Below are 12,179 nucleotides of genomic sequence, written 5' to 3'. Positions count from 1 at the left end.
GAGATATCTCGATGCGGCTTGGGCTCGTTATTTGGCGCGCAAGGGTCCAGTAGCGAAATTCGCAGTGGATGAGCAGGCTTCCGCGGAACGACAGAACCTCGCGGTTGTCGTGGGTCTCAATGTCTTCGTCGGCGGTGATGGCTCGAGCGGGATCTCGAGCCCGGTACAGGGAAATTGGGCCATGTCTCCTGACGAGATACGCACCTACGGGTCAACGATGCTCCAGCGAACCAAAGCCTGTGCGTTCGGGATGTGGCGTTATGAGACACCGGGTTCAGCGTACGAGGACTTTGAATACTTCCGACGTCCTGATATCAACGCCGCCATGAGAGACCTGGCTGCTCTAGCCGCGGCGGCGCCGACGCAATCGTGCCGTACGGCCCGTTGACTTCGTCCCATGATCCTGTGATCGGTGACAGGCTTCTCTACTTAACTGCGCACTGGCAGTAGCCTTCATTACCAGGCGAACCCGGCGATAGCAAAGACGTTTCCGCTCCTACCACGACCGAGCGAATTCGCCTCGGGCTAGAATCTCTCTTTAGCACGAGCAAACGTTGAAAGACTCATTGGCACGCTGCGCGAGACAGCCAACGTGCCCAGGCGAAGGGATCGTACGACGTGCCCGCCGATGAGTCGCGTTCAGTGCTGCGTGCCAGAGGGTGTCCCGATGGCTTCGCGAATCAATTGGACCGTCCGATCGACCCGCCATTTCATCAGCTTGCGCCCGACGGCGACCGTCTCATCCAGGTTCGCGATGCTGACCCCATTGATCGATGCCTTGCCGGCGGCGACGCGCTCTTCGTATCGTACGGTGGCGGGGTCGGTCACCATCTGAAGGGCGGTAATCCAGTAAGAGTCGTGAAAGCCGTCGTCTTTGGGCTCGGCGATTCCCAGCTCCTTGTTCATGTAGGCAATTACCCCGTCGTTGTCATAGAAACCGGCGATGTGATGGGCTCGCGCGTCGGCCCACCGTGCGCTGAGCCGTTCGGCTACGGCCGCCATGCCGTCTTGGTTCCCCCCGCTGTCTCCGATGTACACGACGTTCTCGAAGCCATGGGCTTTCAGGCTGTTTCCCACATCCTCCAGCATCGCTTCGAAGGTTTCCTCGCGGACACTGATCGTCCCCGAGTACCTCATATGACCCGAGGGCTTCTCGATATTGCCCTCGGGCACGAGCTTGATGATCGGCGCACAGAGGGCGTTGCCCAGCTCCCGGGCAATGTCCTCACAGGCGGTTTGCAAGATGTAGTTGTGCTTTCCCATCGCCACATAGGGGCCATTCTGCTCGATGCCACCCGTCGGGACGATCGCGGTCGTCTTGCCCGACGCGATGGCGTCGCGGATCTCGATCCAGGTCAGCTCCTCGATCCATATCGAATCGAGTGCGGGGATGGGTCGTGGCATCGTCAGCTCTTCCTGGAGCCGCCGCTCGCGCTCGGCTCGCTGCTCGGGCGTTAGATTCCGCTGCCCCTGGGGTGCCGCAACCTGGGTGGAAAGCCCGGCCGAGACGGCCAAGGCGACGAGAAACGATCGTCTAAACACCATCGGGAGTCCTCCGAGGACGTAGAATCACACGAGGCGCTCCCCCGCTGCAAGCCCCTGGCTGGTCCTCGAGCGGTTGTCACCGCACCCCGGAGTCTGTATCGTGCGCCGGAACGATCGGTTTTCGTGGCAGCCCGGAGGAATTCCATGGTGAAACGCGGCCTCCTCACGCTCGGCATCGTATCCTGCTTGCAGTCATCCGCTCTCGCTACCTGGTCGGTGATTGCCGTCGACCGAAGCACGGGACAAGTCATTATCGCCTCGGCGACCTGCGTACCTCAGTCGCGATTTCCACCCCGTCCGGCGCGGGATCTGATGGACATCCAAGCAGTGATCGTCCCCGGCATCGGAGTTGCCGCCTGCCAGGCGGGGGTCGACAACACCCGGGCGAACCAGATGATCGTGTACGAGGAATTGAAGAAGGGAACCGACCCGGGGCGAATCATCGAGCTCTTGCGTGAGCACGAGAGCACCAAGGACGAGCCCTCGATGGAACGTCGCCAGTTCGGGATTCTCGATCTCGAGGGACGCAGTGCCGGATTCAATGGAGAAGACAACAATCCGGCGGCGCTCTACGTTTCGGGACGGGTTGGGGAGGACATTTTCTTTCAAGTTCAGGGCAACATCTTGTTCAGCGACAACGTGGCCCAAAACGCCGCTCTCGCGTTCACCCGAGCCAAAGGAACTCTAGCGGATCGAGTGATGGCGGCGATGGAGGGCGCCGACGAAATGGGTGGTGACAAACGCTGCACCTGCGAAGAGGAGCCCAAGCCGGCGGCGCCTTGCGACGCCAAGACCGCCCATGTCGCCTACATCGCGATCGCCAACAAGGACGACCCGACTGGCCAATCGCACAATGACGGCGACTATTTCGCTTACCTCAGCGTGACCGACGAGGACATCCGCCCGGACGAGAACGCCAACCCGGTCAAGACCCTGCGCCTTCGCTACGATGCTTGGAAGAACGCGGGAAGCACCCGTACGGGAATGCCCCAAGAGACAAAACCGCGCTGACCGGCGGAGATCGAAGACGGTGGTCCTTTTCGAATCTCGCGTTCTCTCGGGACGCCACCCGCTCTCAGCGGGAAGCCAATGTGAGTTCGAGTAAGATCCTGCCGATGTTGCGCGACGCCCGCACCATCCCCGACCGAACCCTTCTCCAGGTCGACCTTTGCATTCTCGGCGGGGGAGCGGCGGGGATTGCTCTGGCAAGAGAGTTCATCGACAAGCGCCAGTCGGTCCTTCTGCTAGAAAGCGGCGGTCTGGACTTCGAGCGCGGGACACAATCCCTGTACGCTGGGGGGGCAACAGGAACCGTGCTGGAAGAGCACAGTCCTTATTTGACGAAGTCGCGCCTTCGATATTTCGGTGGATCCACCAACCACTGGGAAGGAATGTGTCGCCCCCTCGATGCCATCGATTTCCGTGAGCGCCACTGGGTACCCTTCAGCGGCTGGCCGATTCCTTTCTCCGACATCGTCCCTTACTACCGAAGAGCGGCCGAGCTCTGCCAGCTGGAATCGTTCTCGATTCCAACCGCCGACTCGGCCCAACCGAGCGAGCTCCCTCGATTCCTGCGAGGCGCGAGCGGCCTGCGCCACCTGCTATTCAGTTTGAGCCCGCCGACCCGCTTCGGGGAGGTCTACCGCAAACAGCTGGTCGAAGCCGCCAACGTCACCGTCGTCCTTTTCGCCAACGCGGTGGAGCTGAGCACTAATGCGGGCGCCGATCGAATCGAGACCGTCGAAGCTCGGTCTTTGACGGGGAAAGGCTTCACCGTCGGGGCGAGGAAGTTCGTTCTGGCTTGTGGTGGGATCGAGAACCCTCGCTTGCTGCTCGCCTCGAACACTGCGGACACCAGAGGGCTGGGCAACGGTCACGATCTCGTGGGACGATTCTTCATGGAGCATCCGCACCTGGTCGCCGGGGCGTTTTGCTATTTGCCTCCGTCGACTTCACCGTCCCGCTCGCTGGAGGAGCTCATGGGAAGCTCTCCGAGATCGAGAACAGCGATCGGAGTGTCCGAGCGATTGCAGGAAGAACATCGGCTGCTGAACTGCGCCGTGGAGCCCTTCAAGATGGCTCGTCGAACGAAGGTGGGGTCTTTCATGAAAGGGGTGGCTTCCCTGGTTGCCGACATCGACTTGGGGCCAGGCAAGGCCATGGAGCCGGTTTACGGGCGTCTTCTCGTCCGTGCCGAACAGGCCCCTAACCCGGAAAGCAGGGTTCGCCTGAGTGACGAGACCGATCCGTTCGGCAAGCGGCGCGCCCGGCTCGAGTGGCGTCTGAGTGAGCTGGACCGCACCAGCGTTGAAAAAACGCTGGAATGTATGGGACGGTGTATGGGACAGGCGGGAGGGGCTCGTGTCTGGGTGGACCCCACTCTGGATGGATCCTGGCCGCGAACCTACGGTGGCTCCCACCACATGGGTACCACACGAATGCACTCGGACCCTCTCAAAGGAGTCGTCGATACCCACTGCCGGGTGCACTCGGTCTCAAACCTCTACGTTGCCGGAAGCTCGGTGTTCACCACCAGCGGGTTCGCGAACCCGACCTTGACCCTCGTCGCGCTCTCGCTTCGATTGGCGGATCATTTGAAGGCGAGCCTGAGCAACGAGTAACCCATGAGGCGACGCCGATTTCTCGCTTACCTTGGTGCGGTCGGGGCAATTGCCGGCGGATCTCTCGCTCTCGTCCACTCTCGGAGGAGGAAAGAGAGCGTGGTCCTCGAGCTCGAGACGCTTCTCGGCAATGCCAGTGGCTCGATCGAGATTGGACAGGCCTATTTGAGCCGTGTTCCGGCGGAGAACGACGTTCAGCTTCTGAGCGAACACCTGTTTTCCGACATCGAGTGGGACATTCTCCTCCACGGGAATCTCCGGGAAGCCGTCGCTCATCGCGTTCGAGAAGATTTCCGCAAAGAGCGGGTCGTACGCCTCCGGGGCTGGGGCCTCGCGCTGACCGAGGCGCGACTCTGCGCTCTCTTCGCGATCGGAGCCCGAGGGCCGCGATAGGAAGACGTAAACACTCTCGGTATTATCGAGCGCGACGACGCAGGACTCGAAAAATACCGAACTCTCGTTCGGGCTCGAAACCATCCGCGATATAGCGGGCGAGCGACGGGAAATGAGCCAGCCGTCGGTCGGTGCCCCCCAAGGAGACCGCCTCGACGACGACATACTCGACACGACGCTCATGGAGCTCTTGCACGAGGCGGCGGTCCAACCATGGTGCTTTCTCGAGGGAATAGGTGAGTCCTCGGTGAAACCACAGAAGCGGCTGCGGGGGGGTTGCACCGACGAGACCATACAGGACGGTGAAATCGGGAAAGACGAAGAAATCCTCGGACCGTCGTAGAAATTCGGTCAAGCGATCGATGTCTTCGACCGGGATCTCTTCTTCGGACCGCCGCGCGGCCGGCGTGGGGATGGCCCACTGCACCGGATGCATCGCGCGGGACACCACATTCGCGTCGAATCGGGATCGCGAGAAAACGTCGTGGACGCCACGGTTGAGCGCTACACTCCGCGCTTGCTGCGCGAGAGCAAAGAACATCAAGAGCGACCCAAGCCAGTAGGTGACGGCGAATGGAGTGGCGCGGCGAGAGGCTTCGGATCCGAGAGAGTTTGGCGACATGTCACGGACGAGGAGCATTGCGAGTGCGACCATCATTCCGCAGAAAGAGAAGCCGTTCTCCGGCTCGTTGACCGTCAGCGGGATGAAGACGCTCTGGAGCACGAAGAGCGACAGGAGCGTGCCCGCAGCCATACGTCCTTGGGGAGCGAGAGGGCCGTCCCGCCCGGTGACGCGCAGGTATCCATCGGTAAGAAAGACTCCTGCGGCAACAACGGCCGAAAGAGCGCTGAACGTCCTGACCGGAGTCGTCATCGAGAAAGCGCCCGAGAGGAGGTCCATCGCCCCGAGCTGCCCCAGGCGGCGCAAACCCTCCTGCGATGGGATCTCGAGGAAGAAGAGTCGAAAAAGATCCACGTTGGAAGCGAAGAGGAGCCAGGTCGCGAACGAGACGAACGCGAGCGCGACTCCCGCGGCGAAACAGGTCGCCAGCACGAGTCTCTGACGCAGTCGAGCCGAGACACCCATACCGAGAACCCCGAGACTCGCCGCGACCGCCAGAAGCCCGGCGTTCTGTTTGCAGAGGAAGGACAGACCGTCCGCCAGACCAGCGGCCACGAGCAAGAGGTAGCCGCGCCGATTCATCCGAAGGGAACGCCAGGACGGGTTTGCGGCGGCGAGCGATCGCACGAGGAGAAACATCGCGGCGAAATGAAAGAAGAACGCCGTCTGCTCGAACCAGGGAGTCCCGAAGGGTGGGTAGAACCAAAACGCGGTCAACACGGCCGCGAAATAGCCGTGCAGGCGCGATTGCGGAAACACCGTCCGAAACCACAAGAGGGCCAGCAGGGCGACGGCCGCGTTGATGACCGCCGCGTGGAGGATATAGGTCCCGTAGCTGACGCCGAAGCCTGCGAAAAACAGTCCCTGGATCCAGAAGGGAACCGGGCCCGTAGGGATGAAAAAGTCACGGTAGGGTACCTGTCCGAGCGCGACCCGGTAGCCACCATCGAACAGGATGGACTGGTCGGCTGCAAGGAACCCCCGCTTACCGCTCTCGAGAACCAAACCGAGAGCCAGGAGCAGCAAGGCGGCTACACCGAACACATGAAGAAGTCTCAACGCAAGCCGGGTCATCGAAGAAGGCGCAGCTGAGCCGTACGAAAAGGCCTGAATCCTCTCGTGGGAACGAGCCAGATCACGTCGTAGCCCTCGGTGCGAGCCGCCTCGGGAACCTCGACAGTCCTGCGGATGATTCCTCCACCGGCCTGGCAGAGTTTCGAGACCTCGGACACGCCAAGGGGCTCACCAGCTCTCAGATAGCGGAGCTCGTAGTCGTCGTCGCAATCGAGACTGACTTCGATGAGTGGGGCATGCCGGACACTACTGAGCTCGATCCGCAGACCGGCCCCCGAAAGCTCGCGGACATCGCCCGTCTCGACCGTGATCTCGGTGAGTCTCACGCGCTCACGGCCCGCATACCGATATCGGTCGAAGGGAACGTGGTCGGAGCAAGTCCCGAGGTTCATACTCAGAATCGCGAGCCAACGCTCTCGGGAGAACAGGGGCTCGCGGGTGATCTTCCGCAAGGCCTCGTAGTAGGGGAGGAGCTGTTGATCGTCGAGCCGGTTCGAGCCCTGCGACAGAGTTTCCCGATAACCGGGGGGGATGGCGCGTGCGAAATGACCTGGCCTCCAATTCGGATCGGCGCGAGAAGGTAGCCGCGCCAGAAGCGCGTCGGCCAGCCCGTAATAATCCACGACGTGAACGCTCGGGCCGGCGTAGAAACCGAACATGCCGATCGTGTCCCTGAAGACGACGGCATCACCCTTCTCGCGCGCCCGCAGCCCTTGCATGGCCCACGGATGCCGAGGCATGCCGGCCGGCCGGCTTGCGCCGACAAGCCCCGTGTAGGGGAAGTAAAAGGCCCGCTCGTCGACGATACCTCGAATAGCTCGCCGTCCCTCTCCGCCGATGCCCTCACGAGAGCCGCTGAGAATCGGCGGGTGGGGCGCCGAGAACCCGACGACCAACACCACGCCAAAGGCTGCCGCTCGGATCCATCCTTCGAGCGCCACACGATGAACGAGGGTCAGCACCGCCACGAAACCAACCGCCGAAAAGAACCGTCCCGACATGAAGTCGCCGCCGATGGCCACCACATAAGAAAGGTAGAGCCCCGCGCCCAGCATCGCCGTGGCGCCGTGGCGATTCTTTTCCACAAAGACAAACAGCAGCGCTCCGCAGACCATCGTCAGGGTCAGGGGATCCGCGGCGAGAGAGTCGAGAACGTACAGACCACCCTGCGCGGCGAGCTCGAGGCGCGGTATCCCCCCGCCCAACTTGGCATAGGCGGTGTTGGGAAACGCGAACCCGTAGTAGACGAGGGAGAATACCTCCCACAGAAGGAGTGGCACAAGGCCAATGATCACTTGCGAGAAGCCGCGACGAAGGCGGTGATGGCGGATCACGTCGAACAGCGGCGGAATAACGAGTAAGCCAAGGTCCATCCGCGTGAGAGTCAGGAGGCCTGCAAGGAAGTAGAGTCTCCGAGGGTTGGAGTCCGCCTCGTCGCTCGTGTAAACGAGAAAGAACAGTGCCAGGAGCAAGTGTGCGAGGGGGTTCTCCATGCCGGAAGTGGAATAGTCTACGAACGATTTGGAGAAAACGAGGGCCGCGAGCCCCAAGGCTCCCGCCCAGAAATCGCGTGCCACACCGAAAGCCAGCACTCCGACCGCGGCGAGCGAACAGACAAGACCGAGGGCCAGGCTCGCGAAGTAGAGCTCGCCGGTGAGGAGTCGAAAGGGTAAGAGGAGGAACAGCCACAGCGGATGGGTATAGGTCTGGACCCGCTCGGCCGGGTTGTAACGCAGGCCGAAGCCGTCGAGAAGATTCTCGACGGTGCGAAAGGTGATGTAAGCGTCGTCGCAAATCCATGCTGTCCGAAGGAGCACCACGAAGAACGCCGCGAGCAGCAGCAGGAGGACGGGATGACGTTCGGGCTTTCCCCTCCCGCCCGTTAGCGCTACATCACCCCGCGTCATGGCACAATACGTGATTTCATCGAGACGGGCCGGCCGCGAGCGAACGCGAGGATTCTATCGGCTCACCGAATGGCAGCGCAACGACCTGATCGAATTCGATCGGCGTCGCCACGACTGTTTCCGTTTCCACGATCTGCTATCCTGCCACGCTCCTGATCCCATCAAGCCGTCTGAGGGAGATGCATTTGGCCGGACGTGCGCTGCTGATCGTCGGTGGGATTATCGCGTTTGGGCTGAGCCGGCTGGTCGAACCGCTCTACCGGGCACGGCCTCAGATACTTCTCTCGGAGCCCGCTTTTCTCCTCCCGCCGCGAGGGCTGCGTATCGTGATTCTCCTCGTTCTCGGATTCGTCGCCATTTGGATGGTCGAATCCTTCCTCTTTCAGCGTGTGACTCGTCGCGGGTTTAGGGTCTCGTGCGGCGAGACCCTGACGACTTACGATCCGTTCGTTCTGCTGCTCCCGTTCGCAATCCTCCTGCTTCCCGGCCGAGGTGTGTTTCCTCAGGTTTTGTGGTGGCTTGTTCTGGATGCGCATCGCTTCTTGGTCACGCTCGTCGTGGCATCCGTCATCCTTCTCAAGGTGAATCGGTTCGCGCCCTTAGATCCCCTGGGCCGCGCTCTGCTGAGACAAGGCTCGAGGCTCGTGATTCCCGGTTTCGCGGCCATGCTGATGCTGGCGCTCTTTGCCTGGACACCGGAGCGAAGGTTCTCCCAGCCCTACGACGATCGATGGGGGACCGGGGACGAGCCCCGATACATACGCCTTACCGCCAGCCTGCTTCACGACGGGGACACGGACATCGGCAACGCGGAAGATCTCATCGGAAAACGACTGGAACCGGGACGAGCCGGTGCACGAATCGCTCGCTGGATACCGGCGGCGATCACGACCTCGATCGATGCCTGGAAGTCCCTCTTGGGAATCGAGCCGGCGGCGAGCGCCCGGTGGATTGGAGGCCCGGTGCTCGAAGGCAGGAAGGGTGGCACCTTCTACGTCTTCCTGCCCGGCCTTCCCCTTCTCTTGACGCCGTCGATGGCCATCGATGCGTACTTCCATCCTGACCGGCTCGTCGTCACGCTCTTTACCTGCCTGCTCTTTGGCACCGCGTGCACGTTGCTGATCGCTCGTTTGGTCGAGCCCACAATCGGGACTCGACGGGGAGCCCTGGCTCTCGGGCTCGCGGTTGGCATCACCCCGCCGCTCTTCTTCTATCATTTCCAGGTCTACACCGAGATCGTGGCAACGATTTGCATCACCTTGATGCTAACGGCGGTTCTCGCCAAGCGGCTCACGCTTGGAAGTGCCGTTGCCTTCGGCCTCGCGGGAGCGTTACTCCCATGGCTCCACACCAAATACCTGCCGATCTGGGGAGCCTTGCTGGTTGGCTGTTGTTGGAAAGGTTTTCGATCAGCGCCGCGATGGCGGGTTCTCGGGACCGCCCTGGTCCCCGCCTGCCTCGGCCTCGGGCTTCAATGTCTGTACGTCTTTCAAATTACCGGCAGTCTCCTTCCCGACGCCTTGTGGGTCGCGAGAGGCTATCCTCGCGGTGAGACGCTCTTCAACGCCGAGACCCTGTCGGGTCTCTACCACCTTCTTCTCGGCCGCTCGGAAGGCGTCCTGATCTACGCGCCTTTGTACCTTTTCACCCTTCCTGGCTTGATCGCCCTAAGACGCGAGTCGCCCTTCGCTTTCGGGTTGAGCCTCGCAATCGCTCTCCCCTATTTACTGGCAGCCGCCTCGCACGACCGCGGGGGCGCGGGCGCCTGGGCCCCCCCGGGACGCTACATCGTTCCTCTGGTCCCGGTGATGGCGGTCGGCATTGCAGCCTGGCTGCGTCATCCAATAACGTCGTCGCTGCGCTGGTTCTCCCTGCTGATCGGCACGGCGGCAGGGTTCTGGACCGGCCAGAGCATGCTGACGGAGAGGAACTTCGTCTACGATCGAGCCGCTTTTCTCGCGGCGGGGGTGGTGGATCCGTCGCCGGCGCTGGGCTCGGTCGATGCTCCGCAGCCGCTGGTCGTGCGATGCGCCTTCCCCACCTTCCTCGCTCTATGTCTTGGAGGCATCTGGCTCTGGGAACGGAAGGGTTGGCGAGCCAACCCCACCACGATCACGGCGGCAATGGTGATAATGCTCATCGTGATGGGAAGCCTCGCTGCGAGCAGGAGCGAGCCCGAAGATTGGATTCCGCCAAGGCGTTCCACTGGTGCGATCCGCCTTCGAGGGGCACGACCTCTCTACTTGGTCCTTCCCGAGTGCGGTTCGGGCTTCCCCCGTTTGAAGGTCGAGGGAACCGGAGGGTCCCATGCCGCCACCGTGAGCGGGCCCGGGTTCGAGCGCGAGCTGCACGTGCCTGCTTCGCGATCGGTGGAGCTCGGCGTTTCACTCGAGCCCATCCGCGCCTTAGGAAGCGAGGGGCGTCGAGAGTTCTCCGTCTTGAAAGTAGCGCTTCGCGAGGGTCAAAACCCCATCGACGTCGAAGTCGTTTGCCGATAGGATGGGACCCGTGGCCGAGCTGGAACGTTCTTGGGATCCGCCCACACCAACCCGACGATCCGGCGTGTTGGCGCTAGTCATCTTAGCGACGGCTTGGAGCAACCCGGCAACCTCGGATGGCTCCAACAACTGGCCGGGTTTTCGTGGCCCCGGATCACTTCCGGTTTCGAACAATCCCAAGCTTCCCGAGCGCTGGTCCACCACCCAGAACGTCGAGTGGGTGACGGAGGTTCCCGGGGTCGGTTGGTCGTCGCCCGTCGTCTGGGGACGAAGAATCTTCCTGACCTCTGCGACCAGCGAGCAACCGATGAAACAGCCCTCGCTCGGTACGGACTTCAGCAACGATTACATTGCCGAGCTGCGAGCCGAGGGACTCCCGCCCGAAGAGATCGAGAAACGACTCTGGGAACGCGACCGGGAAATGCCCGACGAGATCGTGATCCGCCTGATGCTCACCTGTCACGACCTCGAGACGGGGAAGCTCCTCTGGCAGCGACAGATTTATCAGGGCAACCCCAAGGGCGGACGTCACCGCAAGAACAGTTTCGCGTCGGAGACGCCCGTCGTCGACGGCGAGAAAATATATGTCTATTCCACCCATCTGGGCCTGTACGCCTACGAACTCGACGGGAACCCGGCATGGGTGACTCCTCTCGAGCCCCACCAGACGATTCGCGATTACGGTGCGGGGGCCTCGCCCGCGCTCCACAAAGACCGACTATTCGTCTTGAACGACAACGAAGACCAGGGATTCATCGCCGCTTTCGACAAGGAAACGGGAAAGGAAGTCTGGCGTACACTCCGCTCGATGGAGGAGCGCCGGAAGACGGGCTGGTCCACTCCCTTCGTGTGGGAGAACGTCCTGCGGACCGAGCTCGTCACGGTCGGGCCGGGCGTGGTCATCAGCTACGACCTCGACGGCCGCGAGCTCTGGCAAATGAAACGCATGGCCGCGGTTAGCATTCAGAGCCCGTTTGCCTGGGACGGCATCTTGTACGTGACCGCGGGAAGCTCCGGCGGGGAGAACCGGCCGATGGTGGCAATCCGTCCAGGCGGGTCGGGAGACATCACGCCGCCCGAGCGAGAGAACAAGAACGAGCACGTCGTCTGGTACAACCGGCTCGCCGGAGGAACTTATCTCCCCACGCCCGTGATTTACGATGGCGCCATATACGTGCTCTACGAGAAGGGAATCTTCGCACGCTACGACATCGAGACCGGAGAGCGGGAGTACCGGTCCCGAATCGCCCCCGGTGCCGCGGCTTTCACCGCTTCCCCGTGGGCGTACAACGGCAAGGTCTTCGCCCTGAGTGAAGAAGGAGACACCTTCGTGATCGAGGCGGGAGACGAGTACCGGCTGCTCGCCGTCAACTCTCTCAACGAGTGGGCCATGGCGAGCCCGGCCATCGTCGGCGACCGTCTCATCATCCGGACGCAGACGCGTCTCTACTCCATTCGCAATCTGGATTAGTCGGCCCGAGGCGATGAGCCCACGGCATCTCGCGCTGGGGCTCGAGGG

General features: G+C 62.1%; 8 protein-coding genes. 5 read left to right on the top strand and 3 right to left on the bottom strand.

Going from position 1 to position 12,179, the window contains the following annotated elements; all coding sequences use genetic code 11:
- Positions 1-639 precede the first annotated feature (639 nt).
- On the bottom strand, positions 640-1,545 hold the full coding sequence (locus tag VEK15_04295) for a creatininase family protein (GenBank protein ID HXV59892.1): 906 nt from the start codon (positions 1,543-1,545) through the stop codon (positions 640-642).
- A gap of 144 nt (positions 1,546-1,689) precedes the next feature.
- On the opposite strand from VEK15_04295, the gene VEK15_04290 reads away from it, so the two are divergent.
- From VEK15_04290 to VEK15_04280, 3 genes are all read left to right on the top strand, one after another.
- Positions 1,690-2,556 (top strand): DUF1028 domain-containing protein, encoded by an 867-nt coding sequence (locus tag VEK15_04290; protein HXV59891.1) that lies wholly within the window; start codon positions 1,690-1,692, stop codon positions 2,554-2,556.
- Between the two features lie 104 nt (positions 2,557-2,660).
- Positions 2,661-4,166, top strand: coding sequence for a GMC family oxidoreductase (locus VEK15_04285; protein ID HXV59890.1), 1,506 nt, complete (start codon positions 2,661-2,663; stop codon positions 4,164-4,166).
- Positions 4,167-4,169: 3 nt separating this feature from the next.
- Positions 4,170-4,559, top strand: a complete 390-nt coding sequence (locus tag VEK15_04280; protein ID HXV59889.1) for a hypothetical protein — start codon at positions 4,170-4,172, stop codon at positions 4,557-4,559.
- Positions 4,560-4,581: 22 nt separating this feature from the next.
- Here the strand turns inward: VEK15_04280 and VEK15_04275 are convergent, their stop codons facing one another.
- Together VEK15_04275 and VEK15_04270 are read right to left on the bottom strand one after the other, a co-directional pair.
- Entirely contained in the window at positions 4,582-6,255 is a 1,674-nt protein-coding gene (locus tag VEK15_04275) for a hypothetical protein (GenBank protein ID HXV59888.1), read from the bottom strand.
- Positions 6,252-8,162, bottom strand: a complete 1,911-nt coding sequence (locus tag VEK15_04270) for a hypothetical protein (protein HXV59887.1) — start codon at positions 8,160-8,162, stop codon at positions 6,252-6,254. The genes VEK15_04275 and VEK15_04270 overlap by 4 nt, the downstream gene beginning before the upstream one ends.
- A gap of 185 nt (positions 8,163-8,347) precedes the next feature.
- On the opposite strand from VEK15_04270, the gene VEK15_04265 reads away from it, so the two are divergent.
- On the top strand, positions 8,348-10,660 hold the full coding sequence (locus tag VEK15_04265; GenBank protein HXV59886.1) for a hypothetical protein: 2,313 nt from the start codon (positions 8,348-8,350) through the stop codon (positions 10,658-10,660).
- Between the two features lie 67 nt (positions 10,661-10,727).
- Complete coding sequence (locus VEK15_04260) at positions 10,728-12,131, top strand: PQQ-binding-like beta-propeller repeat protein (protein HXV59885.1); 1,404 nt, start codon at positions 10,728-10,730, stop codon at positions 12,129-12,131.
- Positions 12,132-12,179 lie beyond the last annotated feature (48 nt).

It is taken from the genome of Vicinamibacteria bacterium, assembly GCA_035620555.1.
Lineage (GTDB): Bacteria > Acidobacteriota > Vicinamibacteria > Marinacidobacterales > SMYC01 > DASPGQ01.
This window is presented reverse-complemented; position numbering and strand designations above follow the sequence as displayed.

Bases quoted from the DNA above. Each gene is read 5' to 3' on its own strand.
- VEK15_04270 (HXV59887.1), bottom strand. From the start codon at position 8,162: ATGACGCGGGGTGATGTAGCGCTAACGGGCGGGAGGGGAAAGCCCGAA.
- VEK15_04275 (HXV59888.1), bottom strand. From the start codon at position 6,255: ATGACCCGGCTTGCGTTGAGACTTCTTCATGTGTTCGGTGTAGCCGCC.
- VEK15_04295 (HXV59892.1), bottom strand. From the start codon at position 1,545: ATGGTGTTTAGACGATCGTTTCTCGTCGCCTTGGCCGTCTCGGCCGGG.
- VEK15_04280 (HXV59889.1), top strand. From the start codon at position 4,170: ATGAGGCGACGCCGATTTCTCGCTTACCTTGGTGCGGTCGGGGCAATT.
- VEK15_04285 (HXV59890.1), top strand. From the start codon at position 2,661: ATGTTGCGCGACGCCCGCACCATCCCCGACCGAACCCTTCTCCAGGTC.
- VEK15_04290 (HXV59891.1), top strand. From the start codon at position 1,690: ATGGTGAAACGCGGCCTCCTCACGCTCGGCATCGTATCCTGCTTGCAG.